This window comes from Bordetella genomosp. 5 (genome assembly GCF_002261315.1).
GTDB lineage: Bacteria > Pseudomonadota > Gammaproteobacteria > Burkholderiales > Burkholderiaceae_B > Bordetella.
Map to the genome: position 1 here is coordinate 192,926 of NZ_NEVP01000008.1, position 15,704 is coordinate 208,629.

Below are 15,704 nucleotides of genomic sequence, written 5' to 3' on the forward strand. Positions count from 1 at the left end.
TCGAGATGTCCGAAATTTCCGTCACCACGCCCGCCGTGCCGAGCGTCGATCACGCCCGGATCCTTGCCCAACTGGCCACCGAACTGGGCGCCCGCGCCGCACAGGTGTCGGCCGCCGTCGAATTGCTCGACGATGGCGCCACCGTGCCCTTCATCGCGCGCTATCGCAAGGAAGCCACCGGCGGCCTGGACGACACCGCGCTGCGTAACCTCGAAGTGCGCCTCGGTTATCTGCGCGAGCTCGAAGAGCGCCGCGTCGCGATCTTCGAATCGATCACGCAGCAGGGCAAGATGACGCCCGAACTGCACAAGGACATCACCGGCGCCGACACCAAACAGCGCCTCGAGGATCTGTACGCGCCGTACAAGCCCAAGCGCCGCACGCGCGCCCAGATCGCGCGCGAAGCCGGCCTCGAGCCGCTGGCCGACGCGATCCTGGCCGACCCGGCCTGCGATCCCGCCGCGCTGGCCGCCGGCTACCTCAACGCCGAAGCCAACATCACGGATGCCAAGGCCGCGCTCGACGGCGCGCGCGACATCCTGGCCGAACGCTACGCCGAAAACGCCGACCTGCTCACCGACATGCGCGAGCATCTCTGGGGCACGGGCCTGCTGTATTCGAAGATGGTCGACGGCAAGGAAAACGACGGCGCCAACTTCCGCGACTGGTTCGATTTCAATGAGGCGGTTCGCACCCTGCCCTCGCACCGCATCCTCGCCCTCATGCGTGGCCGCCAGCAAGGCGTGCTCGAACTGCGCCTGGGCCTGGACGCCGAGCTCGAAGCCCAGACGCCGCATCCCTGCGTGGCACGCGTGGCCAACTTCCTCAAGCTGGGCAATCTGTTCGCCCTCGACGCCACGCCGCGCGCGCGCTGGCTGGGCGAAGTGTGCCGCTGGACCTGGCGCGTGAAGCTGCTCACGGCGTTCGAGAGCGAGCTATTCTCGCGCCTGCGCGAGACCGCCGAGGCCGAGGCCATCCGCGTGTTCGCCGCCAACCTCAAGGATCTGCTGCTGGCCGCGCCGGCGGGCCCCAAGACCGTGCTCGGCCTCGATCCCGGCATCCGCACGGGCTGCAAGATCGCCGTGATCGATCGCACCGGCAAGGTCGTCGACACGACCACCGTCTATCCGTTCGAGCCGCGCCGCGACCGCGAAGGCACCATCTCCACGCTGGCCGCGCTGTGCAAGCGCCATCAGGTCGAGCTGATCGCCATCGGCAACGGCACCGCATCGCGCGAGAGCGAAAAGCTGGTCGGCGACATGATGAGCCTCTATCCCGACATGAAGCTCACCCGCGTCGTCGTGTCCGAAGCCGGCGCCTCGGTGTACTCGGCTTCCGAGACCGCGGCCCTCGAGTTCCCGGACCTCGACGTGACGCTGCGTGGCGCCGTGTCGATCGCCCGCCGTCTGCAGGATCCGCTGGCCGAGCTGGTCAAGATCGATCCCAAGGCCATCGGCGTGGGCCAGTACCAGCACGACGTGAACCAGCGCGAGCTGGCCCGTTCGCTGGACGCCGTGGTCGAGGATTGCGTGAACGCCGTGGGCGTGGACGTGAACACCGCTTCGGCCGCCCTGCTCGCCCGCGTGTCGGGCCTGAATTCGTCGCTCGCCAAGAACATCGTCGCCTGGCGTGACGAGAACGGCGCGTTCCCCACCCGCAAGCAACTGCTCAAGGTGCCGCGCTTCGGCGATAAGGCCTTCGAGCAGGCCGCCGGCTTCCTGCGCATCCCGTCGGGCGACAATCCGCTCGACGCCTCGGCGGTCCACCCCGAGGCCTACCCGGTGGTCGAGCGCATCGTCGCCCGCATCAAGGCCGACGTGAAGCAGATCATCGGCCAGCGCGAAGCCCTCAAGGGCGTGTCGCCGTCCGAATTCACCGACGAACGCTTCGGCTTGCCCACGGTGCGCGACATCTTCGCCGAGCTCGAAAAGCCCGGCCGCGATCCGCGTCCCGAGTTCAAGACCGCGCAGTTCAAGGAAGGCGTCGAGACCCTCAACGACCTGCATCCCGGCATGCTGCTCGAAGGCGTCGTGACCAACGTGGCCAACTTCGGCGCGTTCGTCGACATCGGCGTGCACCAGGACGGTCTGGTGCACATCTCGGCGCTGGCGGAGAAGTTCGTCAAGGATCCGCGCGACGTGGTCCGCGTGGGCCAGACGGTGCAGGTGAAGGTGCTCGAGGTCGACGTGCAGCGCAAGCGCGTCGCGCTCACCATGCGCCTGAACGATCCCGCCGAACCGGCACGCCGAGGCGGCGCCGCGGGCGCCAGCACCGGCGCACCGCGCGGCAACGACCGGGGCGGCCGCCGTCCGCAAGGCAGCGATGCCGGCCGCGGCAGCAGCCTGGGCAACAGCGCGATGGCCGACGCATTCGCCAAGCTCAAGCGCTGAGCACGCCCAAAACAGAAAAGCCGCCAGGGTAGACACCCCACCTGGCGGCTTTTTTCATGGCGCGGCGCCGCGGACGCGACGCCGTTGCGATGCGGACTACTGGGCCAGCGAGGCCAGCGCGTCCTGCACCTGCACGGCCTGCGCATCGGCGGCCGCCGCATCGGCGGCGGGCGCGCCACGGGCCACTTCGGCGCCGTCCAGGCTCGCCACCACGGCCAGCCCGTCCAGCGTGACCACCGCCACGCCGGGCTGCTGCAAACGCTTCGTGAGCGCGCCAGCGGCCTTGGGATCGGCATGGCTGCCCGACACCAGCAGCTCGTTGCCGTCGGCGCCGAGCAGGCGGAAACGGAACGAACCGTCGTCGTCGCGGAAGCTGACGAAGCGTGCGCCCTTGGCCGCCTTCTTGGCGCCCGCGGCCGCCTGGACCGGGCCGCTGGTGAGGTTGCGCAGGCCCACGGCCTCACGCAGCGCCTCGATGGCGGGTTGAGCCAGCTTGCGCGCCTTCTGGGCGCCGGCCTGCAGAATCTCCTCGATACGGCCGGGGTTGGAGATCAGCGCATCGTAGCGGTCGCGCATCGGCGCGATGTCCTGCTCCAGGCGCTGGATCAGCGCTTCCTTGGCGTCGCCCCAGCCCATGCCGTCGGCCAGTTGCGCGCGCAACTGGGCCGATTCGGCCTGGCTGGCGAAGGCGCGGTAGATCGTGAACAGATGCGCGCTGTCGGCATCCTTGGCCTCGCCCGGCTGGCGCGAGTCGGTCACGATGCGCGACACCGCCGCGCGCAGCGCGCGGGCGCCACCCTCGAACAGCGGAATCGTGTTGTTGTAGCTCTTGGACATCTTGCGGCCATCGAGGCCGGGCAAGGTGGCGACCTCTTCTTCGATGACTACATCGGGCAGCACGAAGAACTCGCGGCCGTACAGGTGATTGAAGCGCTGGGCGATATCGCGCGTCATCTCGATGTGCTGCACCTGATCCCGGCCGACCGGCACCTTGTGCGCGTTGAACATCAGGATGTCCGCCGCCATCAGAACCGGATACGAGAACAGGCCCATAGTCACGCCGTCATCGGCTTCCACGCCCTTGGCGGTGTTCTGGTCGACCGACGCCTTGTAGGCATGGGCACGATTCATCAGGCCCTTGCCGGTCACGCACATCAGCAACCAGCACAGCTCCGGAATCTCGGGAATGTCGGATTGGCGATAGAAGGTCGCGCGATCGGTGTCCAGGCCGCCGGCCAGCCAGGTGGCCGCGATTTCGAGGCGCGAGCGGGCCACGCGGGCCGGGTCGTCGCACTTGATCAGCGCGTGGTAGTCGGCGAGGAAGAAGAATGCGTCGACCCCCGGCTGGGTGCTGGCCTGGATGGCCGGGCGGATGGCGCCGGCCCAATTGCCGAGGTGAGGAGTGCCGGTGGTGGTGATGCCAGTGAGGACGCGGGTGTTCATGACGCGAGACGAAGCCTGAGGTGAACGACGATGGGCCTCAGTTTACCGTGCCCACGCCGGTGTCGAGGTGCGGCCGGCGAGGTGCGGCCGGCGAGGCGCGGCCGGCGAGGCGCGGCCGGCAAGGTGCGGCCGGCAAGGTGCTGCCGGCGAGGCATCCGATACCGGCGCGCTCAGCTCACCCAGGCGAACACGGGCGCCGCGACGGCGCACGCGCCGCCGGCGGCCAGCGCCACGCGCGGCACGTAGGTCAGCGCCCAGATCAGCAACAGACCCGCGAAGCTGAGGATGCCGATCCATTCGATGGTGCCGTAGCTCCAGCCCCAGGCGTGGGCCGAGGCCATGAGCGACAACGTGAGGCCGAGCCAGCCCAGCGTGCGCAACAGGAGCTTGTGGCGGCGCGGCAGGCTGCGGTCGAAGACATCTTCGTAGTGGCGGTCCATGCCCAGGCAAAGCGCGGCGAATCCCGCGTAGGCCAGGCAGAAAGCGGCGGCGTTCATGTCATCACCTCGTGGCGGCGGAAGGATTGCCGTCGATCGGCGCGGATTGGGGGGCGGGCTTGGGGGTGGGTTTGGCCCCGGCCTGCGGCGCGGCCTTGGCACCGCGCGCGGCGGGCTGCGGGCGGCCACGGCCGGACTTGTAGGCGATCCAGCCCAGCAGCAAGGCCGTGGCCAGGCAGGTCAGGTCGAAGCCGGCCATGACCCAGTCGCCCTTGGCCAGCGACACGCCGAGATGGCGCTGCGTCGTGAACGCGTTCACCACCGGCACCAGCGCGAACAGAATCGCGCCCAGCGCGCTCAGGTCGCGCCACTTGGTCTTTTGACGCAGGAAGGCGTAGACGAAGCACAGGCCCCAGGCCCAGAAGAACACGCGCACCTCGAGCCGGGCGTGCTGCGCGACCGTCGGATCGAGCAGGCGGTTGGCCCAGAAGAAGGCCGCGATGGCGACACCGATGCCGGCGATGGTGCCGGCGTTCAGACCGTCGACCAGGCGCAGCGAGAACGCCTCGCGCTGACCCTTCACGTTTTTCTGACGCCGTTTGGCGATCCACAACACCAGCCCGGTGCCGACCATGGCCGTGCCGGCCAGGCTCACCAGGAAGTAGAACCAGCGCAGCAGCGGTTCGGCGAAGAGGCCGAGATGCAGGCCCACGATCGTGCCCGCGGTGACCGCGGCCGCGCTCGGCGCGGCCGCCGCGCTGATCAGCTCGCCGGTCACCCCGTTGTAGCTGTTGGTGGGGGCCATGCGGCCGTACGACACGCGTTCACTCACCGCGCGGGTGACGGTGACGGTCGAGCCCGCGTCGAACGGGTGATTCACCACGACGCGGCCGGCGCGACCGCCCTCCCAGCCGGCTTCGGCCCGGTCGACCACGGTATTGAGGTCGACCAGCGTGGCGGGCTGTTTGGTGGGCTTGGGCACCGCGAACGCCGGGAACATCTCGTCGAAGTACTCGCGGTCGCTCTTGTAGGCCGACAACACGCTGGCCGGCATCAGCATGTACACGAACAGGATCAAGCCGCTGAACGTGATCATGAGATGGAACGGCAGGCCCAGTACGGAGAGCGCGTTGTGCCCGTCCATCCAGGCCCGTTGCCCGCCCTTCTTGGGCCGGAACGTAAAGAAGTCGGTGAATATCTTTTTGTGCGTGATGACGCCGCTGATGATGGCCACCAGCATGAACATGCCGGCGATACTCGCCAGCCAGCGTCCCCACGGAAAGCTCATCTCGAGCTCGAAGTGGAACCGATAGAAGAAGTCGCCGCCGCGGGTCTCGCGCGCCTTGATCTCGTCGCCCGACACCGGATCGATCGTGACGCGTTTGAATGCGCGCTCGCCAGGAGGCGGCTTGGCCCGCTGGTACGAGGCATGGATCGCGGGCTCGCGATCGGAGGGCAGCGAGATGAACCAGCGCGTCGAATCCGCGGCGTGGGTCTCGAGGTACTTGCGCGCGACCGCCAGGGCCTGCGCCTGCGGCACCTTCTGGACCTCGATCTCGGGCTGCATCCAGCGCGTGATTTCGGGGCGGAAGAACGCCAGCGTGCCGGTCAGGAACATGGCGAACAGCACCCAGCCGAAGATCAGCCCGGACCAGGTGTGCAGCCAGGACATCGCCTGGCGCAGCCCTTCGCCCTGCGCGGCGTCTTTCTTGGCGGAAGCGGCTTTGGATGCGGCGGGGCGTGCGGCCTGGGGCGTACCCGGGAGGTCGGACCCGGCGCCCGTCTTGGCGTCAGACATGGATTGCAGCGAAGTATCAGAAAGAGGCGTGGAACCGCTCACGGCCGGCCCACCCAATAAAGCAGCGCGAAAACCAGGGTGGGCGCGATCACGCCCACCCAGGCGCGCACCGTGGTGCGCGTTGCGAAGACCCATATCACGGCGCAGGCGTACACCACGAAGGATGTCAGTTGCGCGATCACGACGGCGTCGAGACGGCTGAGCGGCAGCCAGACCGCCAGGGCGGCTGCGACGGCCGACGCGAGCAGATATCCGCCGCCGACGGCGGCAAGCGCGCGAGAAGCGACGATGAAGCGATAGCGCAGCATGCCTGCGCCGGATACGGGCGCTTTCACTTTGAACGATCGAAGGTCAGGGTGGTGACGTAACGGACCTTGGTGTAGGGCTTGCCACCGTGGTCGCCGGTCTTGTCCTGGGCATGCGCCGCTTCGAGCACGTACTGGCCGGTCCAGGGCGTTTCGATCGTGAACTTGCCGGACTCATCGGTACGGAACTGCTTGAGCCACTTCGGCGGACCGAAGACGGTCACCTCGGTCTTCGGCAGCGGCTTGCCGTCGAAGGTCAGCACGAAGGAATTCGAGCCCGCTTCGGCCGGCACGATCTCCAGCGGCAGTTGCGCCTTGGTGTCCTGGCGGCCGACGCGCGCGCCGTACTCCACCAGCGTTTCCTTGAAGAGCGCGGCCTGGCCCAGACGCGTATCGCCGCGGGCGTCGAACTCGTAGTAGTCGGCACCCGACGCGGCCGGCTTGACGGCCTTGCCGTTGAGCTTGGGCTCAGTCAGCACCTTGCCCAGGAAGCCGTCGGTCTTCTCGCGCATGTCGTCGGCCCATTCGCCGAAGTAGGCACGAACCTTGGATTCACCGGCCGGCTCGAGCCAGACGAAGTGGGCCGATGCCATGCTGGTCCAGCCCAGCAGCGCGAGCGCCGCGACGGATTTGATGATGCGCATGTTGCTTTCCTTGTGGTGATACGGATTGCGCGCCGTCCCCCTCGACGGCTGCGCGTGCCCCGTGTCTCTTTGGACGCCAACGGAGCCCTTCTCCGATGACGATTTGCCAGTACGCCCTGCCCCGCTCCCGTCAAAAGAGCGCGCCAAAGCGAAAACACCCGCAAATTATAATCATTCTTAATTAAAGAGTCGCCCGCCTATCGTTGCGCGCGCCACTACTTTCCTGTTTCACACCATTGCGCCGCCTTTACCAGCGGTAGCGCAGCGACGCCTTGACGGTGCGTTCGTAGCCGTACCAGCACCACGCGCCCGACGAGCATGCGGCGATGTATTCCTTGTCGAACAGGTTCGACACGTTCAACGCCACCTGCATCCCCTTGAGCGCGGGGGAGGCCCGGCCCAGGTCGTAATCCAGCATCAGGTCGAACAGCGTGACCGACGGCACCTTGAAGCTGTTGACGTCGTCGCCGTAGCTCGAGCCGAGATAGCGCACGCCACCCCCCACGCCGAGACCGGCGAGCGGGCCTTCCTGCATCTGGTAGCGGGCCCACGCGGAAGCCTGGTGCTGCGGAATGCCGGTGGGACGCTTGCCCTTGAGGTTGAGGCCGGCGGCGTTGGGGTTGGCGCGCTCGTACTCGTTGTCGAGGTAGGAGTAGCTTGCGATCAGGCTCAGGCCGCGCACCGGCTCGGTCTTGGCTTCGAGCTCGATGCCCTGCGTGCGCAGTTCACCGGCCTGCACCGAGCACCGGCTCGCGCCGCACATGTGCGTGGGATCCGGATCGGTGGTGAGCATGTTTTCGCGGCGGATATCGAAGGCAGCGGCGCTCAACAGCGTGGCGGAACCCGGCGGCTGATACTTCACGCCCACTTCGTACTGCTTGCCCTCGATCGGCTTGAACGGCGAATTGTTCCAGCCCGTGCCCGACTGCGGCTCGAACGACTCCGAGTAGCTGACGTACGGCGCCACGCCATTGTCGAAGTTGTAGATGAGACCCACGCGGCCCGTGAACGCTTCGGCCTGCAGCGCGGAGCTGCTGTGGCTGCCGGTGATCGGGTTGTCCGTGCCGCTGTGCGTGCGCGACCAGTCGTAGCGTCCGCCGAGCAATACCGACAGACGATCGATCTTGATCTGATCCTGCGCGTACAGGCCCGTCTGATACTGCCACTGCGTCTGATCGCTGGTGAACGCCGGCGTCGCGATGTTCATGTGATTGTTCGGATTGAACACATCGATCGGAGGCGCCGTGCCGAAACCGGACAGCGTGTCGGTCTCGACGCGCTGGTAATCGAAGCCGAGCAGCACCTTGTGACGCAGCGGACCCGTGTCGAAGTCGGCCTGCAGATTGTTGTCGACGGTGAACGCGTTCACATCGACATCGGTGGCGATCACGCCACGGCCTTGGTAGCGGTAAGAGGCGTCGGTATAGCCATAGGTGTTGGCCGTCGACGTGCCGTACACGCTGCGATAGATGCCTTCGGAGTGCTGATAGCGCAGGCTCTGAGACGCCTTGAACGTGTCGTTGAAACGATGCTCGAGCACGTAGCCCAGCGCATAGCTCTTGCGGTCGCTGCGCTCGAAGTTCGCATCCCCGTCGTAGTAGCTGGGCGACAGGCGGCGGCCATCCGGCGCGGACAGCACGGTGCGCATCGCCGGCACGGCCCCATAAGAGCCCATGTCCGGATCTCGCTGGAAGTTGGTGAGCAGGGTGAAGGACGTGTCCGCGTTCGGCTTCCAGCTGAACGACGGCGCGATGAAGTAGCGGCGTTCCTTGGTGTGATCGACCTGCCCGTCCGCGCGGTAGCCGGCGCCCGTGAAGCGGTAGCCGAACTTGCCCGCCTCATCGATGGGGCCGGTGAAGTCGAAGTTGGCGCGGCGGAAATCGTAATTGCCGCCCATGATCTCCACTTCGTTGAAGCGCTCGCTCAACGGGCGCTTGCTGACCTGGTTGACCACCCCGCCCGGGCCGCCCTGGCCGTACATCACCGACGACGGGCCCTTCAGCACATCCACGCGTTCCAGACGATAGGCATCGACCTGCGGCAGCGCGTCGCGGCCACCGAACACCCGCATGCCATCCAGATAGGTGGCGGCCGAGAAGCCGCGCACATTGAACTGATCCAGACGCGTGGCCGTCGCGCCGCGCGCCTCGGTCGTGACACCGGCCGTGTAACGCAACACCTGATTGAGCGTCTGCGCGCCCTGCTCCGCGATCTGTTCGCGCGTCACGACCGAAATCGACTGCGGCGTCTCGATCAGCGGCGTATCGGTCTTGGTGCCGCTCATGCTCACCGTCGACACGTAGCCCAGCGTCGGGCCCGACGCGAACTCGGAGGCGCCCGTCACCGTCACCGGCGCGAGCGTGGTCGCGTCGCCCGACGGCGCGGCGTGCAGCGACCAGGCACGGTTGCCATCGGCGCGTGCCACGAGACCGGTGCCGGCCAGCAATTGCGCGAAGCCCTCGGCCACGCCGTACGAACCCGACAGACCATTGGAACGGCGCCCGGCCGCCAAGGCCGGATCGAAGGACAGGACGGCCCCTGCCTGACGGGCATAGCGCGTGAGCGCGTCTGCCAGCGGACCGGCGGGGATGCTGTAGGTCTGGCGTACCGGCTGCGCCTGGACCGGCGTACCGGAGCCGGCGAGCACGAGCGTGCCCAGCGTGGTGCCGCCGAGCGCGGCGATCAGCGCCCGGCTGGCGGCGCTGCGTTTCAGACGCAGACGCACGGGATGTTGCGACACAGGGTTCTCCTCAGAAATGCAGAAAGCAAAAGCGTTTACTCATGGCTTTCCGCACCAGCGAAGCAAACCTGCAGTCCCGCGACAAAAAAAGATGTAACCGTGGCGGCTCAGGCCTCGCGCGGCCCCACGCTGAGCCAGTAGCGGCTGCGGCGTTGCACCGCGATCGGCAGCGACTTCGCGACGGCGGCCAGCGCGCGCTCGGCGTCGTAGAGCGGGAACACGCCCGAGATGGGCAGCTCGGCCACGCGCTCGTCGACCCGGATCAGACCGACGCGATTATCGGCAAGCCGCCGCACCAGCCGGGCCAGCGGCCACGCCTGAGCCACGATCAGCCCCTGCGCCCAGGCCGCGGCATCCGGATCAGCCACGCCAGCGCGTGCCGCGCCGTCGGCGGCGATCGTCAGGCTCTCGCCTGCCCGCATCAACAGAGTGCCCGGCACATCGTCGCGGTGCAGCGCGACGAAGCCTTCATACACATCGATCCGGCAGCCCGAGACCATGCGCCGCACGCAGAAGCGAGCCTCTTCGGCGCTGAGCGTGCCGTAACCCGTATCGACATTCAGCACCGGCTGCAGCACCGCCAGATGCGCGGCACGCACCAGGATTTCCCCGCGCAGCAGGCTGACGGCGCGCCGCTCGTCCCGCAGTTCGGTGCGGATGGCGGTGTCACCCGCCAGCGTCAGGCTGAGGCCCTCGGCCAGCGCGATCTCGCGCGTCTCGCCGGTGTCGGTGCTGTAGTCCGCGACCAGGCGTTGCCAGGGCGCATGCCGGTACACCAGCCCGCCCGTACCCGCCAGCACCGCGCCCGCGACCAGGCCGCGCAATACGGCCCGGCGTTGTGGCCGCGGCACGCGCGGCGCGCGGTCGAGCGCGGCATGCGCCAGCCCCGCCGGCACGCGGCTCACGCCCTGTGCGACAAGGTCGACGCGCTGCCAGGCGGTGCGGTGCGCGGGATCCGCGTCGATCCAGCGGGTGCAGGCGGCGCGCAATCCATCGTCGGCCTCGCCCGACTGCAGCCGGGCCCACCAGGTGATGGCCTGTCGCACCACCACGTCGCTGGGCGTGGACATATCAGTCATGGAACGCGGCATAGCAGGCGCTCATCGCCCGCACCATGTATTGCTGCACCGAGCTCACGGACACGCCGAGGCGCGCGGCGATCTCGGCATAGCTCAGCCCATCGACCTGCGACAGCAGGAAAGCCTCGCGCGCCCGGGGCGGCAGGCCGTCGAGCATGCGATCGAGTTCGGCCAGCGCCTGCAGCAGTTCGATGCGCTGCTGCGGCGACGGCGCGGCCGCGGGCGGCAGGCTCTCGAGGTAAACCAGGTAGGCGGCTTCGAGGGCGGCATGGCGGTGATGGTCGATCACCAGGCCTCGCGCGATCGTAGTGAGCAGCGCGCGCGCCTGCTCGATCCGCACGGCCTTGCTGCCCTGAATCACACGGACGAACACGTCCTGCGTGAAATCCTCCGCGCGGTCGCGGCAACCGAGCCGGCGCCGGAACCAGCCGGCCAGCCAGGAGCGATGCTCGCGATACAGGCCCTCGACGGGCATGACATCGGACGCTGGCGCGGACGGGGAATGAAGCGTGGACACGGGCAAGGAGGGCAAGACGGTAAGACCAGCCGCCCATACTAGTGATAATCAACATCATTATCAATTTTCAGGCCCAAATCCGGCGGGTTGAACGCGCCGGGTGTGCCAAAAAAACAACCCGCTTAGAATCCCGGGATGATCTGGATCTCCCCTGGAAGGCGCTGATGCCACGGCTCGAATACCTGTCGCTCGATACGCCCGTGGGCACGCTCAGGCTGATTGCGCGCGGCGACCTTCTCGCGGCCGTCCTGTGGCCGGACGAACGTCCGGGCCGGGTGCCGCTCGACGCGCCGCTGGCCAACCCGGCGCATCCGGTGCTGCAGCAGGCGCGCACGCAGTTGCAGGCCTACTTCGCGGGCGAGCTGCGGCGCTTCGACCTGCCGCTGGACTTCGCGGGCACGGCCTTTCAACAGCGGGTCTGGCAGGCACTGCTGGCCATTCCGTATGGTCAGACGCGCAGCTATGCCGAGATCGCGCGCCAGCTCGATGCACCGGCGGCGGTGCGCGCCGTGGGCGCGGCCAACGGACGCAACCCGCTGTCGATCATCGCCCCCTGCCACCGCGTGGTCGGCAGCGGCGGCGCCTTGACGGGGTTTGCAGGCGGGCTGCCGGCCAAGACCTGGTTATTGCGTCATGAGGGCGTGGCGATCGACGCCGGCCGGATCACACGCCCGGCGTAACGGCGCCTTCGCCCGCCGCGGCATGGGCCGCCCCGACATCGGCCGCCGCGGCATGGGCCGCCCCGGGTTCGCCCGCCGCGGGGTCGCCCGCCGCAGCATCCGCCGCCGCGATTTCGATGTCCGCGGTGTCGCGCGCGGCGACGGGGCTTGCGGGGGTGGCTTCATGGCGGCCGGCCCCTGCGCCCGCCACGCGCCGCACCGGGTCCGGGCGAAAGAAATCGGCAATCACATCGGCGCCGTCCATCACGCCCCCACCCGGTAGTAGACGAAGCCCGCGTGATGCAGGGCGCCGTCGCGGAACACGCCATCGGCGGCGTGGCCGCTGTCGTCGCGGTACTCGATGTAGTTGCCCTCGATCCAGAAACGCCCGGCGGCGCGGCGGGGCTGGTCCCGGCGCGCCTCGTGATAGCGGCCGTTGGACCGCAGCTCGTGACGCACGCTGCCGTCGGCCGTGACCCAGGTGCCGAGAAACTGGTCGGGGTGCACCGGCGCATCGCGGTCGACACCGCGCGCGGCCATGGCCTGGGCGCCAAACATCGCCTGGGCGCCGCCGTGGCGGTTCGAAGGCCCTCGAGGACCTCGGGAGAAAAGCGCGGGATTCTTGATATTCATGGCTGGACTCCTTCAGGTACGACATCCGCCGGGAGGTTTCCGACGTTGATCGACATGTTAGGGATCACCCGAAACTGGGGAAATATCCAGGACTCCTGCGTTATTGCCTATTCCTCCAGGATTTTGATAGCAAGCACCATACGGGGGCATATTTATGGTCTATTGCTACTTTCCTTGCCGCCGCACGTAAATCATGACCGCGCATGTCGATCCCGCCCTCACCCGCCAGACCGTCGATCTGGTCCTGCAACTGGCGCCCACCGAAGGCTATACCCTGACCGCCCTGCCCGGGGTCAAGCTGATGCGGTCGCAGCGCTCGCTGCCGCGTACCCAGGTACTTTACGAGCCCAGCATCGTCATCGTGTTCCAGGGGCAGAAACGCGGTTTTCTGGGCGACTCGGTCTACATCTACGACGCGCAGCACTACCTCGTGCTGTCCGTGCCGCTGCCCTTCTCCACCGAGACCCAGGCCACGCCGGACCAGCCGCTGCTCGCCATGTCGATCCAGCTCGACATGACCGCGGTGGCCGATCTGGTGCTCGCGATCGACCAGTCCGGTCATCACGCGCCGGCGCCGCCTTGCGGCATCATTTCCACCCCGCTCGACGACACCCTGGCTCACGCCACGCTCCGGCTGCTGCGCGCGCTGTCCCATCCGCTCGAGGCCGAGGTGCTGGGCCCCGCCATCGTGCGCGAGATCAGCTACCGCGTGCTGATGGGCGAGCAAGGCGGCGCCGTGCGCGCCGCGCTGGCGCAGCATGGCCACTTCGGCAAGATCGCCAAGGCCTTGCGCCGTATCCATACCGATTACGCCCGCTCGCTCGATGTGTCGGGTCTGGCCGATGAGGCCGGCATGAGCGTGGCGGCCTTCCACCTGCACTTTCGCGCCGTCACCCAGACTTCGCCGATCCAGTACGTGAAGTCGACGCGCCTGCATCAGGCGCGGCTGCTGATGATCCGCGAAAGCCTGACCGCGGCGGCCGCGTGTACGCGCGTGGGCTACGAAAGCCCCTCGCAGTTCAACCGCGAGTTCAAGCGCTTCTTCGGCCGCACGCCGGGCGAAGAAGCGGAGCTCATGAAGGGGCTGTTCGCCACCGAGCGGCTGCAACCCGTCCTGACCGAGCGCTACGTGGCGACGCTGCGCTGATCCCGCCGCGCGGCCCGGGGCGAACCCGGCGGCGGCCGGTCGGGCGGGCCGGTGCGGGTCTGGCGGCGGCCGGTCGGGCGGGCCGTGATCAACGCGGCTTGCGCACGCGGGTGCGCGCCGGCGCGATCGGCTCGCCGGCGGCATCGCGCGGCGCCATGTAGGGCACGGCCTTGCCCGTGTCGGTGTCGAGCAGGACCGAACGCGCCTCCCCGCGCGCGAACAGATGATGTTCGCCCCACTGGCGCAAGGCCACGACCACCGGAAAAAGCGACTCGCCCCGGGGCGTCAGCACATACTCCTGATAGGCCGATCCATCGGAGGCAGGCTGCAGCGCCAGGATCTCCGCATCCACGAGACGACGCAGGCGGTCGGCCAGGATGTTGCGGGCCGCACCCAGGCTGCGTTGAAAATCGCCGAAGCGCCGCATGCCATCGAAGGCGTCGCGCACCACCAGCAAGGCCCAGCGGTCGCCCAGCAGCGCGGCGGAACGCGCCACCGGGCAGGTCGAACCCTCGGCTTCTTTCGTTGCTGCCATCACACCCTCCGCTCACGCCATTCGATAGTGCAACGACGCCCCGCGTCGCCGCCAATGTAGTTGCATTTTAAAACCGCCAGGCCTACCATCCAACTGGTTTTTATTTGAAACCAGGTTGCCATGAGCCAGGAACACAGCCCTGCCGCCCCGCCCCCGCCCCCGCTCTCGTCCGGGCAGGTGCTGCTGCTGGCGGTCGCCAGTGGCGCGAGCGTCGCCAACGTCTATTACGCACAGCCGCTGCTGGACACGCTGTCGCGCGACTTCGGGATCGGCACCGCGGCGGTCGGCGGCGTCGTCAGCGCCACGCAGCTGGGCTGTGCGCTGGCCCTGGTGCTGCTGGTGCCGCTGGGGGACCGCCTGGAACGCCGCCGCCTGCTGACGCTGCAACTGGCCGCGCTCGCGGGCGCCCTGGTCCTCGTCGCGTGCGCCCCGTCCGCGTCCGCGCTGCTCGTGGGCATGCTGGCGGTGGGGCTGCTCGGTACGGCCATGACCCAAGGGCTCATCGCCTACGCCGCGAGCGCGGCGGCGGGCGCGGGACAGGGGCGCGTGGTGGGCGCGGCGCAGGGCGGCGTGTTCGTCGGCCTGCTGCTGGCGCGCGTCTTCGCGGGCGCGGTCAGCGATCTCGCGGGCTGGCGCGGCGTGTATGCCGGCGCGGCCTTGCTCATGCTGGCGCTGCTGCTGCCCTTGTGGCGGCGCCTGCCGGCCCTGCCGCCCGCGCGGGCGCCCCTGCCCTACCTGGCGCTGCTCGGGTCCATGTGGCTGCTGCTGCGCGACGAACGCGTGCTGCGGGTGCGCGGCACGCTGGCCCTGCTGATGTTCGCCGCGTTCAATATCTTCTGGAGCGCGCTGGTGCTGCCGCTCTCGGCGCCCCCGTACGCGTATAGCCATACCGCCATCGGCGCCTTCGGCCTGGTCGGCGCGCTCGGTGCGCTGGCGGCAGCGCGCGCGGGCCACTGGGCGGATCGCGGCTGGGAGCGGCGCACCACCCTCGCCGCACTCGTGCTGCTGCTGATCGCCTGGTGGCCGCTCGCCCGGTTGCCCCACTCGCTGGGCGCGCTCATCGTGGGCATCGTGCTGCTCGATCTCGGCGGCCAGGCCCTGCACGTCACCAATCAGTCGATGATCCTGCGCACCCGGCCCGACGCGCCCGGCCGGCTCATCGGCGTGTACATGCTGTTCTATGCCGTGGGCAGCGGCCTGGGCGCGTTGGGTGCGACGCAGAGCTACGCGTTCGGCGGGTGGACCGCCGTGTGCTTGCTCGGCGCCGCGGTCAGCCTGGCGGCGCTGCTGTTCTGGGCCGCCACCCTCGCTTCTTCGCGCCACGCGCAGCGCCCGCGCTGAGCCGCGGCGCAAACGCGCAGGCCGCGCGTCGCGCGG

Annotated in this window: 15 protein-coding genes; 4 read left to right on the forward strand and 11 right to left on the reverse strand. The window is 68.6% G+C overall.

Annotation, left to right across the window (positions count from 1 at the left end; all coding sequences use genetic code 11):
• The first annotated feature begins 5 nt into the window (after positions 1–5).
• Positions 6–2,390, forward strand: a complete 2,385-nt coding sequence (tex, locus tag CAL25_RS14410; protein ID WP_094801130.1) for an RNA-binding transcriptional accessory protein Tex — start codon at positions 6–8, stop codon at positions 2,388–2,390.
• A 96-nt stretch (positions 2,391–2,486) separates the two neighbouring features.
• Here tex and CAL25_RS14415 read toward each other — a convergent pair whose 3' ends face one another.
• The 8 genes from CAL25_RS14415 to CAL25_RS14450 all read right to left on the reverse strand — a co-directional run bounded on the left by CAL25_RS14415 (position 2,487) and on the right by CAL25_RS14450 (position 11,311).
• Positions 2,487–3,833: a tryptophan--tRNA ligase gene (locus tag CAL25_RS14415; protein WP_094801132.1), complete on the reverse strand. Its 1,347-nt coding sequence runs from the start codon at positions 3,831–3,833 to the stop codon at positions 2,487–2,489.
• 170 nt (positions 3,834–4,003) lie between these two features.
• Positions 4,004–4,330, reverse strand: coding sequence for a DUF3325 domain-containing protein (locus tag CAL25_RS14420; RefSeq protein WP_094801134.1), 327 nt, complete (start codon positions 4,328–4,330; stop codon positions 4,004–4,006).
• Positions 4,331–4,334: 4 nt separating this feature from the next.
• The gene (locus CAL25_RS14425; RefSeq protein ID WP_249279089.1) at positions 4,335–5,942 is read right to left on the reverse strand and encodes a PepSY-associated TM helix domain-containing protein; all 1,608 of its coding nucleotides are present in this window, start codon (positions 5,940–5,942) and stop codon (positions 4,335–4,337) included.
• Between the two features lie 164 nt (positions 5,943–6,106).
• Positions 6,107–6,403 (reverse strand): DUF3649 domain-containing protein, encoded by a 297-nt coding sequence (locus CAL25_RS14430; protein ID WP_249279082.1) that lies wholly within the window; start codon positions 6,401–6,403, stop codon positions 6,107–6,109.
• Entirely contained in the window at positions 6,400–7,017 is a 618-nt protein-coding gene (locus CAL25_RS14435; protein ID WP_094801140.1) for a DUF4198 domain-containing protein, read from the reverse strand. Before CAL25_RS14435 ends, CAL25_RS14430 begins: the two co-directional genes overlap by 4 nt.
• Before the next feature lie 247 nt (positions 7,018–7,264).
• Positions 7,265–9,757 carry a TonB-dependent siderophore receptor gene (locus tag CAL25_RS14440; protein WP_432759240.1) on the reverse strand — a complete coding sequence of 831 codons (2,493 nt, stop codon included), beginning with the start codon at positions 9,755–9,757 and terminating at the stop codon, positions 7,265–7,267.
• A 107-nt stretch (positions 9,758–9,864) separates the two neighbouring features.
• Entirely contained in the window at positions 9,865–10,836 is a 972-nt protein-coding gene (locus CAL25_RS14445) for a DUF4880 domain-containing protein (RefSeq protein WP_170948499.1), read from the reverse strand.
• Complete coding sequence (locus tag CAL25_RS14450) at positions 10,829–11,311, reverse strand: sigma-70 family RNA polymerase sigma factor (protein ID WP_432759241.1); 483 nt, start codon at positions 11,309–11,311, stop codon at positions 10,829–10,831. The genes CAL25_RS14445 and CAL25_RS14450 overlap by 8 nt, the downstream gene beginning before the upstream one ends.
• A 206-nt stretch (positions 11,312–11,517) precedes the next feature.
• On the opposite strand from CAL25_RS14450, the gene CAL25_RS14455 reads away from it, so the two are divergent.
• Positions 11,518–12,033, forward strand: a complete 516-nt coding sequence (locus CAL25_RS14455; RefSeq protein WP_094801144.1) for a methylated-DNA--[protein]-cysteine S-methyltransferase — start codon at positions 11,518–11,520, stop codon at positions 12,031–12,033.
• On the opposite strand, the gene CAL25_RS14460 is transcribed toward CAL25_RS14455, so the two are convergent.
• Positions 12,017–12,277 (reverse strand): hypothetical protein, encoded by a 261-nt coding sequence (locus CAL25_RS14460; protein WP_094801146.1) that lies wholly within the window; start codon positions 12,275–12,277, stop codon positions 12,017–12,019. The two genes, CAL25_RS14455 and CAL25_RS14460, sit on opposite strands and share 17 nt — an antisense overlap.
• Positions 12,277–12,645, reverse strand: coding sequence for an Atu4866 domain-containing protein (locus tag CAL25_RS14465; protein WP_249279083.1), 369 nt, complete (start codon positions 12,643–12,645; stop codon positions 12,277–12,279). The genes CAL25_RS14460 and CAL25_RS14465 overlap by 1 nt, the downstream gene beginning before the upstream one ends.
• Positions 12,646–12,838: 193 nt before the next feature.
• On the opposite strand from CAL25_RS14465, the gene CAL25_RS14470 reads away from it, so the two are divergent.
• Positions 12,839–13,792: an AraC family transcriptional regulator gene (locus CAL25_RS14470; protein WP_094801147.1), complete on the forward strand. Its 954-nt coding sequence runs from the start codon at positions 12,839–12,841 to the stop codon at positions 13,790–13,792.
• 88 nt (positions 13,793–13,880) lie between these two features.
• Here CAL25_RS14470 and CAL25_RS14475 read toward each other — a convergent pair whose 3' ends face one another.
• Positions 13,881–14,327 (reverse strand): winged helix-turn-helix transcriptional regulator, encoded by a 447-nt coding sequence (locus tag CAL25_RS14475; RefSeq protein WP_094801149.1) that lies wholly within the window; start codon positions 14,325–14,327, stop codon positions 13,881–13,883.
• 120 nt (positions 14,328–14,447) lie between these two features.
• On the opposite strand from CAL25_RS14475, the gene CAL25_RS14480 reads away from it, so the two are divergent.
• Entirely contained in the window at positions 14,448–15,668 is a 1,221-nt protein-coding gene (locus tag CAL25_RS14480; protein WP_094801151.1) for an MFS transporter, read from the forward strand.
• Positions 15,669–15,704 lie beyond the last annotated feature (36 nt).

Bases quoted from the DNA above. Each gene is read 5' to 3' on its own strand.
- CAL25_RS14470 (WP_094801147.1), top strand. From the start codon at position 12,839: ATGACCGCGCATGTCGATCCCGCCCTCACCCGCCAGACCGTCGATCTG.
- CAL25_RS14435 (WP_094801140.1), bottom strand. From the start codon at position 7,017: ATGCGCATCATCAAATCCGTCGCGGCGCTCGCGCTGCTGGGCTGGACC.
- CAL25_RS14465 (WP_249279083.1), bottom strand. From the start codon at position 12,645: ATGAATATCAAGAATCCCGCGCTTTTCTCCCGAGGTCCTCGAGGGCCT.
- tex (WP_094801130.1), top strand. From the start codon at position 6: ATGTCCGAAATTTCCGTCACCACGCCCGCCGTGCCGAGCGTCGATCAC.
- CAL25_RS14450 (WP_432759241.1), bottom strand. From the start codon at position 11,311: ATGCCCGTCGAGGGCCTGTATCGCGAGCATCGCTCCTGGCTGGCCGGC.
- CAL25_RS14460 (WP_094801146.1), bottom strand. From the start codon at position 12,277: ATGGACGGCGCCGATGTGATTGCCGATTTCTTTCGCCCGGACCCGGTG.
- CAL25_RS14415 (WP_094801132.1), bottom strand. From the start codon at position 3,833: ATGAACACCCGCGTCCTCACTGGCATCACCACCACCGGCACTCCTCAC.
- CAL25_RS14455 (WP_094801144.1), top strand. From the start codon at position 11,518: ATGCCACGGCTCGAATACCTGTCGCTCGATACGCCCGTGGGCACGCTC.
- CAL25_RS14420 (WP_094801134.1), bottom strand. From the start codon at position 4,330: ATGAACGCCGCCGCTTTCTGCCTGGCCTACGCGGGATTCGCCGCGCTT.
- CAL25_RS14480 (WP_094801151.1), top strand. From the start codon at position 14,448: ATGAGCCAGGAACACAGCCCTGCCGCCCCGCCCCCGCCCCCGCTCTCG.
- CAL25_RS14475 (WP_094801149.1), bottom strand. From the start codon at position 14,327: ATGGCAGCAACGAAAGAAGCCGAGGGTTCGACCTGCCCGGTGGCGCGT.
- CAL25_RS14445 (WP_170948499.1), bottom strand. From the start codon at position 10,836: ATGACTGATATGTCCACGCCCAGCGACGTGGTGGTGCGACAGGCCATC.
- CAL25_RS14425 (WP_249279089.1), bottom strand. From the start codon at position 5,942: ATGTCCTGGCTGCACACCTGGTCCGGGCTGATCTTCGGCTGGGTGCTG.